The 17,959-nt window shown below is 71.6% G+C and carries 14 protein-coding genes; 13 read left to right on the top strand and 1 reads right to left on the bottom strand.

Going from position 1 to position 17,959, the window contains the following annotated elements; all coding sequences use genetic code 11:
* The first annotated feature begins 23 nt into the window (after positions 1-23).
* The 12 genes from tkt (at position 24) to ACIRS4_RS05125 (ending at position 16,236) form a co-directional block, all read left to right on the top strand.
* Positions 24-2,117 carry a transketolase gene (tkt, locus tag ACIRS4_RS05070; RefSeq protein WP_404190176.1) on the top strand — a complete coding sequence of 698 codons (2,094 nt, stop codon included), beginning with the start codon at positions 24-26 and terminating at the stop codon, positions 2,115-2,117.
* Positions 2,118-2,136: 19 nt separating this feature from the next.
* Complete coding sequence (gene tal, locus ACIRS4_RS05075; protein WP_404190179.1) at positions 2,137-3,306, top strand: transaldolase; 1,170 nt, start codon at positions 2,137-2,139, stop codon at positions 3,304-3,306.
* Complete coding sequence (gene zwf, locus ACIRS4_RS05080) at positions 3,303-4,835, top strand: glucose-6-phosphate dehydrogenase (protein WP_404190182.1); 1,533 nt, start codon at positions 3,303-3,305, stop codon at positions 4,833-4,835. Before tal ends, zwf begins: the two co-directional genes overlap by 4 nt.
* Complete coding sequence (opcA, locus tag ACIRS4_RS05085; RefSeq protein ID WP_404190185.1) at positions 4,832-5,767, top strand: glucose-6-phosphate dehydrogenase assembly protein OpcA; 936 nt, start codon at positions 4,832-4,834, stop codon at positions 5,765-5,767. Before zwf ends, opcA begins: the two co-directional genes overlap by 4 nt.
* Positions 5,760-7,430: a glucose-6-phosphate isomerase gene (pgi, locus tag ACIRS4_RS05090; RefSeq protein WP_404190188.1), complete on the top strand. Its 1,671-nt coding sequence runs from the start codon at positions 5,760-5,762 to the stop codon at positions 7,428-7,430. Before opcA ends, pgi begins: the two co-directional genes overlap by 8 nt.
* 10 nt (positions 7,431-7,440) lie before the next feature.
* Positions 7,441-8,322 (top strand): phosphogluconate dehydrogenase (NAD(+)-dependent, decarboxylating), encoded by an 882-nt coding sequence (gnd, locus tag ACIRS4_RS05095; RefSeq protein ID WP_404191034.1) that lies wholly within the window; start codon positions 7,441-7,443, stop codon positions 8,320-8,322.
* A gap of 69 nt (positions 8,323-8,391) precedes the next feature.
* The gene (locus tag ACIRS4_RS05100; RefSeq protein ID WP_404190191.1) at positions 8,392-9,834 is read left to right on the top strand and encodes a membrane-associated oxidoreductase; all 1,443 of its coding nucleotides are present in this window, start codon (positions 8,392-8,394) and stop codon (positions 9,832-9,834) included.
* A gap of 54 nt (positions 9,835-9,888) precedes the next feature.
* On the top strand, positions 9,889-10,332 hold the full coding sequence (locus ACIRS4_RS05105; protein ID WP_404190193.1) for a helix-turn-helix transcriptional regulator: 444 nt from the start codon (positions 9,889-9,891) through the stop codon (positions 10,330-10,332).
* A 46-nt stretch (positions 10,333-10,378) separates the two neighbouring features.
* Positions 10,379-12,775: an ATP-binding cassette domain-containing protein gene (locus tag ACIRS4_RS05110; protein WP_404191036.1), complete on the top strand. Its 2,397-nt coding sequence runs from the start codon at positions 10,379-10,381 to the stop codon at positions 12,773-12,775.
* Between the two features lie 113 nt (positions 12,776-12,888).
* Positions 12,889-13,479 (top strand): TetR/AcrR family transcriptional regulator, encoded by a 591-nt coding sequence (locus tag ACIRS4_RS05115; protein ID WP_404190196.1) that lies wholly within the window; start codon positions 12,889-12,891, stop codon positions 13,477-13,479.
* On the top strand, positions 13,476-14,948 hold the full coding sequence (locus ACIRS4_RS05120; protein WP_404190198.1) for an MFS transporter: 1,473 nt from the start codon (positions 13,476-13,478) through the stop codon (positions 14,946-14,948). The genes ACIRS4_RS05115 and ACIRS4_RS05120 overlap by 4 nt, the downstream gene beginning before the upstream one ends.
* 58 nt (positions 14,949-15,006) lie before the next feature.
* The gene (locus tag ACIRS4_RS05125) at positions 15,007-16,236 is read left to right on the top strand and encodes a serine hydrolase domain-containing protein (RefSeq protein ID WP_404190201.1); all 1,230 of its coding nucleotides are present in this window, start codon (positions 15,007-15,009) and stop codon (positions 16,234-16,236) included.
* 99 nt (positions 16,237-16,335) lie between these two features.
* Here ACIRS4_RS05125 and ribA read toward each other — a convergent pair whose 3' ends face one another.
* Positions 16,336-16,995 (bottom strand): GTP cyclohydrolase II, encoded by a 660-nt coding sequence (gene ribA, locus ACIRS4_RS05130; protein WP_404190204.1) that lies wholly within the window; start codon positions 16,993-16,995, stop codon positions 16,336-16,338.
* Positions 16,996-17,033: 38 nt separating this feature from the next.
* On the opposite strand from ribA, the gene ACIRS4_RS05135 reads away from it, so the two are divergent.
* On the top strand, positions 17,034-17,849 hold the full coding sequence (locus ACIRS4_RS05135; RefSeq protein ID WP_404190206.1) for a creatininase family protein: 816 nt from the start codon (positions 17,034-17,036) through the stop codon (positions 17,847-17,849).
* The last annotated feature ends 110 nt before the right edge of the window (positions 17,850-17,959 follow it).

Here is a 17,959-nt window from a genome sequence, read left to right on the forward strand (position 1 = left end):
CTCCTATCGAGGACTTCTTGAAGATGAGCACGCAGAACCAGAACAGCTTCGAGTGGACCGACCTGGACCGGCGTGCCGTCGACACGGCGCGCGTCCTGGCCGCGGACGCGGTGCAGAAGGTCGGCAACGGTCATCCCGGCACGGCGATGGCGCTGGCCCCTGCCGCGTACACGCTCTTTCAGAAGGTGATGCGGCACGATCCCGCGGATCCGGAGTGGACGGGGCGTGACCGCTTCGTCCTGTCCCCCGGTCACACCTCGCTGACGCTCTACACCCAGCTGTTCCTCTCCGGCTACGAAGTCGCTCTGGACGACCTCAAGGCGTTCCGCACCCATGGCTCCCGGACGCCGGGGCACCCCGAGTACGGGCACACGGCCGGTGTGGAGACCACCACCGGCCCGCTCGGCCAGGGTGTCGCCAACGCCGTGGGGATGGCGATGGCCGCCCGTTACGAGCGCGGTCTGTTCGACCCGGAGGCCCCCGAGGGCGACTCGCCGTTCGACCACACGATCTGGGCGATCGTCTCCGACGGCGACCTCCAGGAGGGCGTCTCCGCCGAGGCGTCCTCCCTCGCCGGGCACCAGAAGCTCGGCAACCTGGTCTTCCTCTACGACGACAACCACATCTCCATCGAGGGCGACACCGCGACGGCCTTCTCCGAGGACGTGCTGAAGCGCTACGCGGCCTACGGCTGGCACACGCAGCGCATCGAGCCGCGGGAGGACGGCGACGTCGACGTGCACGCGCTGCACGAGGCGCTGACGACGGCGCGGGCGGAGACCGGGCGTCCCTCCATCATCGCGATGCGCACGATCATCGCCTGGCCCGCCCCGAACGCGCGGAACACCGAGGCGTCCCACGGATCCGCGCTCGGCGAGGACGAGGTGGCCGCCACCAAGCGGATCCTCGGCTTCGACCCGGAGCGGTCCTTCGAGGTCGCCGACGACGTCCTCACCCACACCCGGGCCGCCCTGGACCGGGGCGCCGAGGCCCACGCCGCCTGGGACAAGCGGCTCGCCGTCTGGCGCGAGGCCGACCCTGAGCGCGCGGAGCTGTTCGACCGGGTCGTCGCCGGTCAGCTCCCCGAAGGCTGGGAGCGGTCGCTGCCGGTCTTCGAGGAGGGCCGGTCCGTCGCCACGCGCGCCGCGTCCGGCAAGGTGCTCCAGGCGCTCGGCGGTGTGATCCCCGAGCTGTGGGGCGGCTCGGCCGACCTGGCCGGCTCCAACAACACCACCATCGACAAGACGTCGTCGTTCCTGCCCGCCGGCAACCCGCTGCCGGAGGCCGACCCGTACGGCCGCACCGTGCACTTCGGCATCCGCGAGTTCTCGATGGCGGCCGAGATGAACGGCATCGCCCTGCACGGCAACACCCGCGTGTACGGCGGCACGTTCCTGGTGTTCTCCGACTACATGCGCAACGCGGTGCGCATGTCGGCCCTGATGCAGCTTCCGGTGACGTACGTGTGGACGCACGACTCCATCGGCCTGGGCGAGGACGGCCCCACCCACCAGCCGGTCGAGCACCTCGCCGCGCTGCGCGCCATCCCGGGTCTGAACGTGGTCCGTCCGGCGGACGCCAACGAGACGGCGATCGCCTGGGCCGAGATCCTGAAGCGGCACGCCACGCGTCCGGCCCCGCACGGTCTGGCGCTCACCCGGCAGGGCGTGCCGACGTACGCGCCGAACCCGGACGCGGCGAAGGGCGGTTACGTGCTGGCGGAGTCCTCGACCCAGACCCCGGACGTCGTCCTGATCGCCACCGGCTCCGAGGTGCACCTCGCCGTCGCCGCCCGGGAGCGGCTGGAGGCCGAGGGGACCGGGACGCGGGTGGTGTCGATGCCGTCCGTGGAGTGGTTCGAGGAGCAGCCGCGGGAGTACCGCGACAGTGTGCTCCCGCCGTCGGTGAGGGCGCGTGTCGCGGTCGAGGCGGGCATCGGACTGACCTGGCACCGGTTCGTGGGCGACGCGGGACGCATCGTCTCCCTCGAGCACTTCGGCGCGTCCGCGGACGCGAAGACCCTGTTCGCCGAGTACGGCTTCACCGCCGAGAACGTGGCCGCCGCGGCGCGGGCCGTCCTCGACGCGACCAGCGGGCCGGCCGCAGCGCGCGGCTGATCCGATCGCCAGAAAGAAGATGATCACAATGACCGAAGCAGTCGCCACCGAGGGAGCGCTCGCGCGTCTCACCGACGAGGGCGTCTCGATCTGGCTGGACGATCTGTCGCGCAGGCGCATCACGTCCGGCAACCTCGCCGAGCTCGTCGCCACCCGGCACGTCGTCGGCGTGACCACCAACCCGTCCATCTTCCAGGCGGCCATCGGCTCCGGAGAGGGTTACGAGGAGCAGCTCGCCGAGCTCGCCGCGCGAGGCGTCACGGTCGACGAGGCCGTACGGATGATGACGACGGCGGACGTGCGCGCCGCCGCCGACGTCCTGGGCCCGGTGCACTCGGCCACCGGCGGCCGCGACGGCTGGGTCTCCATCGAGGTCGACCCCCGTCTCGCCCACGACACCCGGGCCACGGTCGCCGAGGCCAAGCAGCTGTCCTGGCTGGTGGACCGCCCCAACGTGATGATCAAGATCCCGGCGACGAAGGCCGGCCTCCCGGCCGTCACCGAGGTGATCGGTCTGGGCATCAGCGTCAACGTCACGCTGATCTTCTCGCTGGAGCGCTACCGCGAGGTCATGGACGCCTACCTGGCGGGTCTGGAGAAGGCCGCCGCGAAGGGCCTGGACCTGTCGGCGATCCACTCCGTGGCCTCCTTCTTCGTCTCCCGTGTGGACTCCGAGACCGACAAGCGGCTGACGGTCCTCGGCACGGACGAGGCCCTCGCGCTGAAAGGCCGGGCGGCGCTGGCCAACGCCCGTCTGGCCTACCAGGCGTACGAGGAGGTGTTCGGCTCGGCCGGGCGCCCGACGCCGGCGGGGTCGCGCTGGACCGCTCTGGGCGGAGCGCGGGCGAACAAGCAGCGTCCCCTGTGGGCGTCGACCGGGGTGAAGGACCCCGCGTACAAGGACACCCTGTACGTGGACGAGCTGGTCGCGCCCGGCACGGTCAACACCATGCCGGAGACCACCCTCGCCGCCACGGCCGACCACGGCCGGATCACCGGCGACACCGTCACCGGCGGCTACGCGCAGGCCCGCGCCGACCTCGCCGCCGTCGAGGCACTGGGCATCTCCTACGACGAGGTGGTCACCCGACTGGAGGAGGAAGGCGTCGCGAAGTTCGAGACGGCGTGGCAGGACCTTCTGGACGCGGTCGCCAAGTCGCTGAACAGCAAGGGAGTTGACGCGGAATGAACGCACGGGTGTGGAGCAACCCGCTCCGGGACCCCCGGGACCGGCGGCTGCCGCGGATCGCCGGGCCCTCCGGGCTCGTCATCTTCGGCGTGACCGGCGACCTGTCCCGCAAGAAGCTGATGCCGGCGGTCTACGACCTCGCCAACCGCGGTCTGCTGCCGCCGGGCTTCTCGCTCGTGGGCTTCGCCCGCCGCGACTGGGAGGACCAGGACTTCGCGCAGGTCGTCCATGACGCGGTCCGCGAGCACGCGCGCACACCGTTCCGTGAGGAGGTCTGGCAGCAGCTCGCCGAGGGCATGCGGTTCATCCCCGGCGACTTCGACGACGACACCGCGTTCAAGCAGCTGCGGGACGCCGTCGAGGAGCTGGACGCCTCGCGGGGCACGGGCGGCAACTTCGCCTTCTATCTGTCGGTGCCGCCGAAGTTCTTCCCCAAGGTGACCGAGCAGCTCAAGAAGCACGGGCTGGCCAAGGCGCCGGAGGGGTCCTGGCGGCGGGCCGTCATCGAGAAGCCGTTCGGGCACGACCTCGCCAGCGCGCGCGAGCTGAACGCGATCGTGCACGATGTGTTCGAGCCGGACCAGGTGTTCCGCATCGACCACTACCTGGGCAAGGAGACCGTCCAGAACATCCTGGCGCTGCGCTTCGCCAACCAGCTCTTCGAGCCGATCTGGAACCGCTCGTACGTCGATCATGTACAGATCACGATGGCCGAGGACATAGGCATCGGCGGCCGGGCCGGATACTACGACGGCATCGGCTCGGCGCGTGACGTCATCCAGAACCACCTGCTCCAGCTGATGGCGCTGACCGCGATGGAGGAGCCCGCCTCCTTCGACGCGGCCTCCCTGCTCACCGAGAAGCTGAAGGTCCTGCGGGCCGTGAAGCTGCCGGCGGAGCTGGGCGAGCACACGGTGCGCGGCCAGTACGCGGCCGCGTGGCAGGGCGGCGAGAAGGTGCGCGGCTATCTGGAGGAGGACGGCATCGACGCGTCCTCGACGACGGACACCTACGCCGCCGTCCGGCTGAACGTCGACAACCGCCGCTGGGCGGGCGTCCCCTTCTACCTGCGCACCGGCAAGCGCCTCGGCCGCCGGGTCACCGAGATCGCGGTCGTCTTCCAGCGCGCCCCGCACTCCCCGTTCGACTCCACCGCGACGGAGGAGCTCGGCGAGAACGCGATCGTCATCCGGGTCCAGCCCGACGAGGGCGTGACGGTCCGCTTCGGTTCCAAGGTGCCGGGCACGTCGATGGAGATCCGGGACGTGTCCATGGACTTCGCCTACGGCGAGTCCTTCACGGAGTCCAGCCCCGAGGCGTACGAGCGTCTCATCCTGGACGTGCTCCTCGGCGACGCCAACCTGTTCCCGCGTCACCAGGAAGTGGAAGAGTCCTGGAAGATCCTCGACCCGATCGAGGAGTACTGGGCCGCGCACGGCAGGCCGGCCCCGTACCCGTCGGGCAGCTGGGGACCCGAAGAAGCCGACGAGATGCTCGCACGAGACGGACGGAGCTGGCGCAGGCCATGAAGATCGACCTGACCGACACCACGGCAAGCAAGATCAACAAGGCGCTGGTGCAGGGTCGCCGCGCCATCGGCACACCCGCCGTGGGCATGGTCCTGACGATGGTCATCGTCACGGACGAGGAGAACGCCTACGACTCGATCCGGGCGGCCGAGGAGGCCTCGCACGAGCACCCCTCGCGCACCCTGGTCGTCATCAAGCGGCACGCCCGCAACCCGCGCGAGCGCACCAACTCCCGCCTCGACGCCGAGGTGCGGGTGGGCGCCGACGCCGGCACCGGCGAGACGGTGGTGCTGCGCACCTACGGCGAGGTCTCCGACCACGCGGACTCCGTGGTGCTGCCGCTGCTGCTGCCGGACGCCCCCGTCGTCGTGTGGTGGCCGGTGAACGCGCCCTCGAACCCCGCGAAGGACCCGCTGGGCGCGCTCGCCCAGCGCCGCATCACCGACATGTACGCCGTCGAGCAGCCCCTCAAGGCGCTGGAGCTGCGGGTGAAGTCCTACGCCCCCGGCGACACCGACCTCGCCTGGACGCGGCTGACGCCGTGGCGTTCGATGCTGGCGGCGGCCCTGGACCAGGCACGGGTGCCGATCACCTCCGCGGCCGTGGAGAGCGAGGCGGAGAACCCCAGCGCCGAACTGCTCGCCCGCTGGCTGGAGGCCCGGCTGAACGTGCCCGTCGAGCGGGTCGTCACCGCGGGCCCGGTCGTCACGGCCGTGCGTCTCGGCACCGACGACGGCGAGATCCTCATCGACCGCCCGGAGGGCCCGCTCGCCACGCTGACCCTGCCGGGCCAGCCCTCGCGCACCCTCGCGCTGAAGGTGCGCGCCACCTCCGAACTGATCGCCGAGGAGCTGCGGCGCCTCGACGCCGACGAGATGTACGCCGTCGCCCTGCGCGGCGAGGGCGCCGAGGAGGCCTTGTCCCATGTCTGACTCCCCTCTGCTCACCCAGCGGCCCGAGTGGACCGCCCTGGCGGACCACCGCGCCGGCTGGCAGGCGCACCTGCGCGAGCTGTTCGCCGAGGACCCCGGGCGCGCCGAACGGTACGTGGTGCGCGTGGGCGATCTGCGGATCGACTACTCCAAGAACCTGGTCACCGACGAGACCCTCGCCCTGCTGCGCGAACTGGCCGCCGCCACCGATGTGTTCGGGCTGCGCGACGCGATGTTCCGCGGTGAGAAGATCAACGTGACCGAGGACCGGGCCGTGCTCCACACGGCGCTGCGCGCCCCGGCCGACGCGGTGGTCGAGGTGGACGGCGAGAACGTGGTCCCCCAGGTGCACGCCGTGCTGGACAAGATGAGCGACTTCGCGCGCCGGGTGCGTTCCGGCGAGTGGACCGGCCACACCGGCCGCCCGATCCGCAACGTCGTCAACATCGGCATCGGCGGCTCCGACCTGGGTCCGGCGATGGCGTACGAGGCGCTGCGCGCCTACACGGCACGGGAGTTGACGTTCCGGTTCGTCTCCAACGTGGACGGCGCCGACCTGCACGAGGCCGTGCGGGACCTGGACCCGGCCGAGACCCTGTTCATCGTGGCGTCGAAGACGTTCACGACGATCGAGACGATCACCAACGCCACCTCGGCCCGCTCCTGGCTCCTCGACGGACTCGGCGGCGAGGAGAAGGCGGTCGCCCGGCACTTCGTGGCGCTGTCGACGAACGCGGAGAAGGTCGCCGGCTTCGGCATCGACCCGGACAACATGTTCGAGTTCTGGGACTGGGTCGGCGGCCGCTACTCCTTCGACTCGGCGATCGGCCTGTCGCTGATGATCGCCATCGGCCCGGAGCGGTTCCGGGAGATGCTCGACGGGTTCAGGATCGTCGACGACCACTTCCGCAACGCCGAAGCCGAGTCCAACGCCCCGCTGATCCTGGGCCTGTTGGGCGTCTGGTACGGCGAGTTCCTGGACGCCCAGTCGCACGCGGTGCTGCCGTACTCGCACTACCTGTCCAAGTTCACCGCCTACCTCCAGCAGCTCGACATGGAGTCCAACGGCAAGTCGGTGGACCGTGAGGGCCGGCCCGTGCGCTGGCAGACCGGACCGGTGGTGTGGGGGACGCCCGGCACCAACGGGCAGCACGCTTACTACCAGTTGATCCACCAAGGCACCAAGCTGATCCCGGCCGACCTGATCGGCTTCGTCCGCCCCGTCGCCGAACTGAGCGACGAACTCAAGGCGCAGCACGACCTGTTGATGGCCAACTTGTTCGCGCAGGGCCAGGCGCTCGCCTTCGGCCGCACCGCCGAGGAGGTCCGCGCGGAGGGCGTGCCGGAGGAGCAGGTGCCGCACCGCACCTTCGCCGGCAACCACCCCACCACGACCGTGCTCGCCACCGAGCTGACCCCGTCGGTCCTCGGTCAGCTCATCGCCCTCTACGAGCACAAGGTGTTCGTGCAGGGCGCGATCTGGAACATCGACTCCTTCGACCAGTGGGGCGTGGAACTGGGCAAGGCCCTCGCCAAGCGCGTCGAACCCGCTCTGACCGGGACGTTCTCGTCAGCCGCCGACGCGGCGGGCTCCGTCCGCGGTCTCGACCCGTCCACCGCCGCCCTCGTGGCCGCCTACCGTGAACTCAAGGAAGTGCACTGACATGGCATCGATGCAGTTGGGCCTGATCGGTCTCGGCAAGATGGGCGGCAACATGCGCCAGCGCATCCGCAACGCCGGCCACACCGTCATCGGCTACGACCGCAACCCCGAGCTGTCCGACGTGGCCGGCCTGCCCGAGCTGGTCGCCCGGCTCGAAGCGCCGCGCACCGTCTGGGTGATGGTCCCGGCGGGACCCGCCACCCAGGCCGTCATCGACGAGCTCGCCGACCTCCTGGAGCCGGGCGACGTCGTCGTGGACGGCGGCAACTCCCGCTGGACGGACGACGAGAAGCACGCCGCCGAACTCGGCTCCAAGGGCATCGGGTTCGTCGACGCCGGCGTCTCCGGCGGCGTCTGGGGCCTGGAGAACGGCTACGCCCTGATGGTCGGCGGCGACAAGGAGCACGTCGACCGCCTGCAGCCCCTCTTCGACGCGCTCAAGCCGGAGGGCCCGTACGGCTACGTCCACGCGGGCAAGGTGGGCGCGGGCCACTTCTCGAAGATGGTCCACAACGGCATCGAGTACGCGATGATGCAGGCCTACGCCGAGGGCTGGGAGCTGCTGGAGAAGGTCGACTCGGTCACGGACGTGCGCGAGGTCTTCCGTTCCTGGCAGGAGGGCACGGTCATCCGTTCCTGGCTGCTGGACCTGGCGGTCAACGCCCTCGACGAGGACGAGCACCTGGACAAGCTGCGCGGCTACGCGCAGGACTCCGGCGAGGGCCGCTGGACGGTGGAGGCCGCCATCGACAACGCGGTGCCGCTGCCGGCCATCACCGCGTCCCTGTTCGCGCGGTTCGCCTCCCGCCAGGACGACTCGCCGCAGATGAAGATGATCGCCGCGCTGCGCAACCAGTTCGGCGGCCACGCCGTGGAGTCGGCGAAGAAGTAGCCCCGGGTCAACGCTCGTGGGACAACGAGTTGTTGACACGGTTCGAAGGGCCCGCCAGAGTCGCGGCTGATGGAGATCGACGATCTGACACCGGCCGAACAGCGCGTCTGGCGGGCCTTCGCCACGGGGACCACCGTGGATCTGCGCGCCCTGGGCGAGGAGGACGGCCCCGAACGCACCGTCCGCGCGGTCGTGTTGCGGGCCCTGCTGCTCAACGGCCCCCGCGAGGCCGGCGAGGTGGCCGCGCTCAAGGTGCTGGGGGCGCGTGTCATCGGCGTGCTCGACCTGAGCTACGCGGTCGTCGACAACGTGGCCCGACTCGGGTACTGCCGCTTCGAGGAGGCCCCCCGCCTCGCCGGCGCCCAGCTCGGCTACCTCAATCTGCGCGACTCGGTCCTGCCCGGGCTCAAAGCGGCCAGGACCCGGATCGACGGCAGCCTGCGGCTGACGAGCTGCCGCATCGACGGGCCGGTGTACCTCGGGGGCGCGCAGATCTCCGGCGGGCTGTTCCTCGACGACGCGGAGATCAGTGGCGCGGACCCCGACGAGCCGGTGCTCCAGCTCAACCAGATCACCGTGGACGACGACCTCTGCGCCCGCGGGCTGCGCGCCCGGGGGCGCATCCGGCTCGACGGCGCCACCGTCGCCGGCTCCATCGACCTCCAGGACGCCCAGCTGAGCAACCCCGGCGGGCACGTCCTCGACGCCGAGTCCCTGGACGTGGGCGCCAACCTGCTGGGCCGCCGGCTGCGCGCACACGGCCGGATCGATCTGCGCGGCTCCCGCATACCCGGCCGCGTGGACCTGATGCAGACCACACTCTCCAACCCCGGCGACACCGCCCTGCGGGCCAGCAGTTGCGTCATCGGCGAGCTGTGGCTGCGCGCGGGCGAGCCCGTCGTGGGCCGGCTCAACCTTCGGCGCGCCGAGATCAACCAGCTCCATCTGGAGCCCGAGATGCTGCCCGACCAGGTCCGCCTGCTCGACCTCACCTACACCTTCCTCACCCCGCACGAGCCCGCCGAGCGGCGCCTGCCGATGCTGGAGCGGGACGACGACGCCTTCGACCCGCACGCCTACGAGCAGCTGACCGCCGCGTACCGGCGCGTCGGCGACGACCGGGCGGCCCGCCTCGTCCAGCTCGCGAAGCAGCGCCGGCACCGCGGCACGCTGCCCTGGTACGGCAGGCTGTGGGGCCACCTCCAGGACGCCACCGTCGGGTACGGATTCCGCCCGCTGCGCGCCGCGGTCTGGCTGCTGTCGCTGCTCGCCGTCGGCTCGGCCGCCTTCGCGCAGCATCGTCCGCGCGCGCTGAAGGCGTCCGAGGCGCCGGAGTTCGACCCGGTCTTCTACACCCTCGACCTGCTGCTGCCGGTGATCTCTTTCGGGCAGGAGTCCGCGTTCGCCCCGTCGGGCGGCTACCGGACACTGGCGTACGTCCTCATCGTCACCGGATGGATCCTGGCCACGACCGTCGTCGCGGGCGTCACCCGCAGCGTCAGCCGCCAATGAGCCGCCGGGCACGGGATCTTGGAACTCGCGGGGCGGCGTGGCACGATCACCCGGGTGACGAGCAGACCCGACCCGGCGCGGCGGCTCAGCGATCTGGCGCTGCTGCGCCGGGTGCGTGACCGGATCGACCGGGAGTACGCGCAGCCGCTGGACGTGGAGGCCCTCGCGCGGGGCGTGCACATGTCGGCGGGGCACCTCAGCCGCGCGTTCCGGCGCGCCTACGGCGAGTCGCCGTACTCGTACCTCATGACGCGCCGCATCGAGCGCGCGATGGCGCTGCTGCGGCGCGGCGATCTCAGCGTGACCGAGGTCTGCTTCGCCGTCGGCTGTTCGTCGCTGGGCACCTTCAGCACGCGTTTCACGGAGCTGGTCGGCGTGCCGCCCAGCGTGTACCGGCAGGATCCGGCGCGTGCGACCGCGGGCATCCCGTCCTGTGTCGCGAAACAGGTCACGCGACCGGTCAGAAATCGAGAAGCGCCGCCCTCCGAACGCCCATAGCGTGAGGCCCATGGACATCAGCACTCACGCGAGCGTGGACGACGACATGGGCAAGGGCACGAGCACCGGCACGGACATGGGCACGGACTCCCCGGCGCACGCGGCCGACAGCCACGAGCTGATCCGCGTGCACGGGGCGCGCGAGAACAACCTGAAAGACGTCAGCATCGAGATCCCGAAGCGCCGGCTGACGGTGTTCACCGGCGTGTCCGGCTCGGGCAAGAGCTCGCTGGTGTTCGACACGATCGCCGCCGAGTCGCAGCGTCTGATCAACGAGACCTACAGCACCTTCGTGCAGGGCTTCATGCCGACGCTGGACCGGCCCGAGGTCGACGTCCTCGACGGACTCACCACCGCGATCATCGTCGACCAGCAGCGGATGGGCGCCGACCCCCGCTCCACCGTCGGCACCGCCACCGACGCGAACGCGATGCTGCGCATCCTCTTCAGCCGGCTCGGCACGCCGCACATCGGCCCGCCGAGCGCGTACTCCTTCAACACCGCCTCCGTGCGCGGCAGCGGGGCGATCGCCGTCGGCGGCAAGAAGGCGGTCAAGGCGACCTACTCCCGCACCGGTGGCATGTGCACCCGCTGCGAGGGCCGCGGCACGGTCTCCGACATCGACCTCACCCAGCTCTACGACGACTCCAAGTCGATCGCGGAGGGCGCGTTCACCATCCCCGGCTGGAAGTCGGACAACGTGTGGACGGTGGGGATCTACGCCGAGTCCGGCTTCCTCGACCCGCACAAGCCGATCCGGGAGTACACCGAGCAGGAGATGCGCGACTTCCTGCACCGCGAGCCGACCAAGGTGAAGGTCAACGGCGTCAACCTGACCTACGAAGGGCTGATCCCGAAGATCCAGAAGTCGTTCCTGTCCAAGGACAAGGAGGCGATGCAGCCGCACATCCGGGCGTTCGTGGAGCGGGCGGTCACCTTCACCACCTGTCCCGAGTGCGACGGCAGCCGGCTCAGCGAGGGCGCCCGCTCGTCGAAGATCGGCGAGGTCAGCATCGCCGACGCCTGCGCGATGGAGATCCGGGACCTGGCCGAGTGGATCCGCGCTCTGCGCGAGCCCACGGTCGCGCCGCTGCTCACCGCGCTGCAGCACACCCTGGAGGCGTTCACGGAGATCGGGCTCGGCTATCTCTCGCTCGACCGGCCGGCGGGCACGCTGTCGGGCGGCGAGGCGCAGCGCGTCAAGATGATCCGCCACCTCGGCTCCTCCCTCACCGACGTGACCTACGTCTTCGACGAGCCGACGGTCGGTCTGCACCCCCATGACATCCAGCGGATGAACAACCTGCTGCTGCGGCTGCGGGACAAGGGCAACACCGTGCTCGTCGTGGAGCACAAGCCGGAGACCATCGCGATCGCCGACCATGTCGTCGACCTCGGCCCGGGCGCCGGCACCGCGGGCGGCACCGTCTGCTTCGAGGGCACCGTCGAGGGGCTGCGCGGCAGTGACACCGTCACCGGGCGGCACCTGGACGACCGGGCGGCGCTGAAGGAGTCGGTGCGGGGGCCGGCCGGCACGCTGGAGATCCGCGGCGCGAACGCGCACAACCTGAAGGGCGTGGACGTCGACGTCCCGCTCGGCGTGCTGTGCGTGGTGACCGGCGTGGCCGGTTCCGGCAAGAGCTCGCTGATCCACGGCTCGATCCCCGCCGGCGAGGGCGTGATCTCGGTCGACCAGACGCCGATCCGCGGTTCGCGCCGCAGCAACCCGGCGACGTACACCGGTCTGCTGGAACCCATCCGCAAGGCGTTCGCCAAGGCCAACGGCGTGAAGCCGGCGCTGTTCAGCGCCAACTCCGAGGGTGCTTGCCCCACGTGCAACGGCGCCGGCGTCCTGTACACCGACCTGGCGATGATGGCCGGCGTCAGCACCACCTGCGAGGAGTGCGAGGGCAAGCGGTTCCAGGCCTCGGTCCTGGAGTACCGGTTCGGCGGCCGGGACATCAGCGAGGTGCTGGCGATGTCGGTGACGGAGGCGGAGGAGTTCTTCGGCGCCGGCGAGGCGCGTACGCCGGCCGCGCACGCCGTGCTGACCCGGCTCGCCGACGTGGGCCTCGGCTACCTCACGCTCGGCCAACCGCTCACCACCCTCTCGGGCGGCGAGCGGCAACGGCTCAAGCTGGCCACGCACATGGCCGACAAGGGCGGCGTGTACGTCCTCGACGAGCCGACGACCGGGCTCCACCTCGCCGATGTCGAGCAGTTGCTCGCCCTGCTGGACCGGCTCGTGGACTCCGGCAAGTCCGTCATCGTGATCGAGCACCACCAGGCGGTCATGGCGCACGCCGACTGGATCATCGACCTCGGCCCCGGCGCCGGTCACGACGGCGGCCGGATCGTCTTCGAGGGCGTCCCGGCCGACCTGGTCGCGGCCCGCGCCACGCTCACCGGCGAGCATCTGGCGTCGTACGTCGGGAAGCAGTGAGCGGCTTCCACTGAGCGGCCGGCGCCTGCCCGGCCTCCCGGGCAGGCGTAGACAGTGTCTACCGGATCATGGTAGACACTGTCTGCAGCCGAGCCCTCCGGGAGTGAGCCCCAGTGAAACCGCCACAGAAGGACGAGCCCGATCTGCGCACGCGACTCGTCGACGTCGGTGTGGAACTGCTGGCCGAACAGGGCGTCGAGGCGTTGACGCTGCGGGAGATCGCCCGCCGGGCGGGTGTGTCGCACGGGGCTCCGCGCCGCCATTTCCCCACCCACCTGGAGCTGTTGTCGGCCATCGCCCACCGGGGCTTCACCGAACTGGCCGGCCGGGTGACCTCGGCGCTGGGCGACGATGACGCTCCCCCGCGCGCAAAGCTCTCGCAACTGGGCTACGTCTACCTGGAGTTCGCCCTCGAGCAGCCCGGCATGTACGAGCTGATGTTCCGTCACGATCTGCTGGAGAGCGGGCATCTTCGGCTGAGGGACACCAGCCTGCCCTTGTTCGGCGTGCTGGTGGAACTCGTGGCCCGCGTCCGGCCCGGCGCCGACGCGCGGGCGGTCGCCGGCGCGCTGTGGGCCAACCTGCACGGCCTGGCCCAGTTGTGGCGCTGGGGCAGTCTCCAACTCGCCACCGGAAGCGATGACTTCGCCCCGCTCCTGGGGACCGCGCTCGACGCCCACCTGGGACCGGAGGCCGGACGATGAAGCGCCCCCTCGCGCTGGCGAGCAGTGTGGCGGGCGCGGCGGTCGTCGCTCTGGACGGCACCGTGCTGACCGTCGCCCAGCCCACCCTGCGGCGCGACCTGCACGCGTCGATCGCACAGGTGCAGTGGACCAGCACCGGGTACCTGGTGGCGGTGGCGAGCCTGTTGGTCTTCGCCGGCCGGCTGGGGGACCGCTACGGTCACCGCCGGGCCTTCGCCGTCGGCATACTCGGCTTCGGCGCCGCCTCGGCGGGCATCGCGCTGGCCCCCGACATCGGCTGGGTGATCGGACTGCGCGTCGTGCAAGGCGTGTTCGGGGCGCTGTCGCAGCCGGCGACGCTCGGCATGCTGCGGGTCGCCTACCCGCCCGAGCGGCTGCGGCGGCCCATCGCCGTGCGCACGGCCGCGATCGGACTGGCGGCTGCCGCCGGGCCGGTGATCGGCGGGGCGCTGGCCACCTCGTACGGCTGGCGGGCGGTGTTCCTCGTCAACATCGTGCCCGCGCTGGTATTCGGCGTGCTCGCTCTCGCCTCCCCCGACGGGGGCGGGGAGCGCGTGCGCTCCGGCGCGGCGGGCCGCCCGGCGTTGGACGTCCCGGGTGCGCTGCTGCTCGCGGTCGCGCTGGCGGGACTGGTGCACACCCTGGCCACCCCTCTCGCCTCCCCCGGCGCCCCGGGAGCGAGCGGCCTGACCACTGTCGTCACCGGGGTCGTCGCCCTCGCCGCGGGCGTCGCCTTCGTCCGGCACGAGCGCCGCACGCCGGCTCCGCTGCTGCCGCCGGACGTGATCGGCTCCCCGGCGGTGGGCTCGGCGCTCGTCCTGCTGGTCACCGCCTCCGCCACGCTCAACGGCGCGCTGTTCGCCTGCGTCCATCTCCTCCAGGACGGCCTGGGCCTCACCCCGCTGCGCACCGCGCTGCTCAGCCTCCCTCTGGCCGTGCTGCTGGTGGCCGCTGCGCCCGCGTCCGCCGTCCTGCTGCGGCGGGCCGGCGCACGGGCGACCCTCGCCGCGGCGACGGCCGTCCTCGCCGCGGCTCTGCTCGTCCTCGCGGGCGCCTCGGGAACCCCGGCCTTCGGCGTCGGGTTCGCCCTGCTGGGCGCGGGCTTCGGCACGGTGATGGTGGCGGGGACCCATGTCGTCGTACGGCGGGCTCCCGTGGAGTCGGCCGGGGTGGCCGGCGGGTTGCAGCAGACGGCGATGAACGTCGGGCCGGCGCTCGGGGTGGCGGCCGCGGCCCTGCTGATGGACCTGGGCGGCTCGCGCCTCCCGCTCGCCGTCCTGGCCGCGGCGGCCGCGGCGGCGATCGGGGTGTGCCGCCTGCTGCCGGGCCGCGCCCCCGGCGCCCCGCCCCTGCGGCCCGGTCCGCCGGCGAGGGTCTCGCCGCAGGCCGGCCGGCGCGACACAGAGCACACAGGTCACGGCGTGGAAAGGGGCTCTTCGGCGCCGTCCCTGGGCGACGATGAGGGCTGAGGGCGTTCCTGCGGGATGTGCCGGAGCGCGCCTCGTACGAGCGCAACGGAGGCAAGCGATGGCACAACTGCGGCAAGAGGTCGACCCGCGCGAGGCAGGGCTCGACGCGAAGGCGCTGGACCGTCTGGACCGGTATGTCGCCCACCACGTCGACGGGGGCCGCCTGCCCGGCTTCCTCATGGCCGTCGCCCGCGGCGGCCGGGTCGCCCACCTCACCACGCACGGCCGGCGTGACATCGCCGCCGGTCTCCCCGTCGAGGCCGACACCCTCTACCGCATCTACTCCATGACCAAGCCGGTCACCTCGGTCGCCGCGCTGACGCTGGTGGAGGACGGCTCCCTCTCCCTCGACGATCCGGTCGCCGACCACCTGCCCGCCTTCGCCGACCAGCGGGTGTACGTCTCCGGCTCCGGCGCGGACCTGACCACCCGGCCGGCCGGGCAGCCGCTCCTGGTGCGGCATCTGATGACCCACACTGCGGGCCTGACCTTCGCCTTCTACCACTGTCACCCGGTCGACGCCCTCTACCGCGAGGCCGGACTCGACTCGGCCGTGCTGCCGGGCTCGGACCTGGCCGGCACCGTGGAGGCGTACGCGCGCCTCCCCCTGCAGTTCGAGCCGGGCACGCAGTGGAACTACTCGGTGGCCACCAACGTCCTCGGCCGGGTCATCGAGGTCGTCTCCGGCCGGCCCCTGGACGAGTTCCTCGCCGAGCGCGTCTTCGGGCCGCTCGCCATGCCCGACGCCGGCTTCCAGGTGACGGACGAACAGGCCGAGCGTCTCGCCGAGCTGTACGGGGACACCGACAGCGGCGCCATACAGCCCATCCCCGGGCTGCCGCTGTCCGGGCGGCCCCGGTTCCTGTCGGGCAGCGGCGGCATGGTGGCCAGCGCCTACGACATCCACCGCTTCATGGAGATGCTCCGCCGACGCGGCGAGCTCGACGGCGTGCGGCTGCTGCGGCCGGAGACGGTGGACCTGATGACCCGCAACCATCTGCCCGGCGGCGCCGACCTGCGCACCGTCGGCAGCCGCCCCGCCCACGACGAGCCCGGCAACGACGGCGTGGGCTTCGGGCTGGGCGTCTCCGTCGTGATCGACCCGTCCCGCACCCAAGCCCCCGCGGGGCTGGGCACGTTCGGCTGGAGCGGGGTGGCCACGACCACGTTCTGGGTCGACCCGAGCCGGGATCTGACCGTGCAGTTCCTGACCCAGCTGCGGCCGAGGAAGTCCCTGAAGCTCTACCCCGAGCTCAAGCGTCTGGTGCACGAGGCGGTCGTCGGCTGAACCGGGCGCGGCCGTTCACGCGGGCGGCCCCGGCCGGCATCGCCGAGGCCGAGGCCGTCGTACCCCGTGGCCGCGCGTTCGCGCGGCCGGGAGCGGGGGTCAGGACCAGTGGGCCACCGCGTCCAGGTGCGGCAGGTGGTGGTCCAGCCGCTCGCGCTTGGTGCGCAGGTAGGTGATGTTGTTCTCGCACGGCGGGATCAGCAGCGGCACCTCCTCGGCGACCTGGATGCCGTTGTCCACCAGGGCCTCGCGCTTGCGCGGGTTGTTCGACATCAGGCGGACCGAGCGCACGCCCAGGTCCTTGAGCATCTCGGCGGCCACGCGGTAGTCGCGGGCGTCCACCGGCAGGCCGAGGGCGAGGTTCGCCTCGACGGTGTCCAGGCCCTCCGCCTGCAGCGCCATGGCCCGCAGCTTGGCGAGCAGACCGATGCCGCGGCCCTCGTGCCCGCGCAGGTAGACGACGATGCCGCGGCCCTCGGCGACGACGGCGCGCATCGCGGCGTCGAGCTGGTCGCCGCACTCGCAGTGCTGGGAGCCGAACGCGTCACCGGTCAGGCACTCCGAGTGCAAGCGGATCAGCACGTCCTCCGCGCCGATCTCGCCGTAGACGAGGGCCACTTGCTCGTCACCGCGGTCGTGGTCGAGGTATCCGACCGCCTGGAATTTCCCGTAGACGGTGGGCAGGGGCGCATTCACCACGCGTTCCACACCGGTGCGCTGCGAGGTCTTCTTGCCGAGCACGCCAATTTTTTCTGTCATGATCTGGTTCCTAAGCAGAGACGAAAGGCCGGGAAAAGATGAGTGGTTCGGACAAACGGTCGGCGGCGCACGGACTGTTGCCGGCGGACACCACGGAAGACGTACGAGGGCGGCTGTCGGGCGTCCCGGTCAAGGTGGCGGTCCTTCCGGTCGGAAGCTTCGAACAACACGGTCCGTACCTGCCGTTGGCCACCGACACGCTCGTCGCGTGCGCCATAGCCGCGGAGGTCGCCGCAGCGTACCCGGTGCAGCTCCTCCCTCCGGTGGCCATCGCCTGCTCGCACGAGCACGCTGCCTGGCCGGGAACCGTCAGCATCTCCTCGGTGACCCTTCACGCGGTGGTACGGGACATCGCGGCGTCACTGCGCCGCTCGGGCGTCGAGGCCCTGGTAGTGGTCAACGGACACGGGGGGAACTACGTCCTGGGCAACGTCGTCCAGGAGGCTTCCGCCCGCGGCGAGCGGATGGCGCTCTTCCCCGCCCCGGAGGACTGGGAGGCGGCACGGGAGCGGTCCGGGGTGTCGGCCTCTCTCCTCACCGACATGCACGCCGGGGAGATCGAGACCTCGATCCTGCTGCACACCCACCCCGAAGTCGTCCGGCCCGGTTACGAGTCGGCCGATTTCACGGCGGACGACCGTCGCCATCTGCTCACGCTGGGAATGTCCGCCTATACCGATTCGGGCGTCATCGGCCGTCCTTCCCTGGGGTCGGCGGAAAAGGGCAAGGAACTCCTGGCGAGCCTCACGGATTCCTTCGCCGCGTATTTCTCGCTGCTGACGGAACCGTCCGCGAGTTCCACGCGGACGCCTTCGGGGAGTTCGGCGCGAACGCCGGCGGAGGGCGATCGCTGACCGCCCACCCGGGGCGTGGCCGTCGCGACGGGCGCCGGGCCGGCCGGCTCGGCGTCGGCCGGCGCCGGGTCCGCGATCGCGGTCGGGTCGGCGGTCGCCGCGGGCGCCTC

Origin of the sequence: Streptomyces sp. NPDC101166 (assembly GCF_044768125.1) — a bacterium.
GTDB lineage: Bacteria > Actinomycetota > Actinomycetes > Streptomycetales > Streptomycetaceae > Streptomyces.

Bases quoted from the DNA above. Each gene is read 5' to 3' on its own strand.
- opcA (WP_404190185.1), top strand. From the start codon at position 4,832: ATGAAGATCGACCTGACCGACACCACGGCAAGCAAGATCAACAAGGCG.
- pgi (WP_404190188.1), top strand. From the start codon at position 5,760: ATGTCTGACTCCCCTCTGCTCACCCAGCGGCCCGAGTGGACCGCCCTG.
- ribA (WP_404190204.1), bottom strand. From the start codon at position 16,995: ATGACAGAAAAAATTGGCGTGCTCGGCAAGAAGACCTCGCAGCGCACC.
- tkt (WP_404190176.1), top strand. From the start codon at position 24: ATGAGCACGCAGAACCAGAACAGCTTCGAGTGGACCGACCTGGACCGG.
- zwf (WP_404190182.1), top strand. From the start codon at position 3,303: ATGAACGCACGGGTGTGGAGCAACCCGCTCCGGGACCCCCGGGACCGG.
- ACIRS4_RS05135 (WP_404190206.1), top strand. From the start codon at position 17,034: ATGAGTGGTTCGGACAAACGGTCGGCGGCGCACGGACTGTTGCCGGCG.
- ACIRS4_RS05125 (WP_404190201.1), top strand. From the start codon at position 15,007: ATGGCACAACTGCGGCAAGAGGTCGACCCGCGCGAGGCAGGGCTCGAC.
- ACIRS4_RS05110 (WP_404191036.1), top strand. From the start codon at position 10,379: ATGGGCAAGGGCACGAGCACCGGCACGGACATGGGCACGGACTCCCCG.
- ACIRS4_RS05100 (WP_404190191.1), top strand. From the start codon at position 8,392: ATGGAGATCGACGATCTGACACCGGCCGAACAGCGCGTCTGGCGGGCC.
- tal (WP_404190179.1), top strand. From the start codon at position 2,137: ATGATCACAATGACCGAAGCAGTCGCCACCGAGGGAGCGCTCGCGCGT.
- ACIRS4_RS05120 (WP_404190198.1), top strand. From the start codon at position 13,476: ATGAAGCGCCCCCTCGCGCTGGCGAGCAGTGTGGCGGGCGCGGCGGTC.
- gnd (WP_404191034.1), top strand. From the start codon at position 7,441: ATGCAGTTGGGCCTGATCGGTCTCGGCAAGATGGGCGGCAACATGCGC.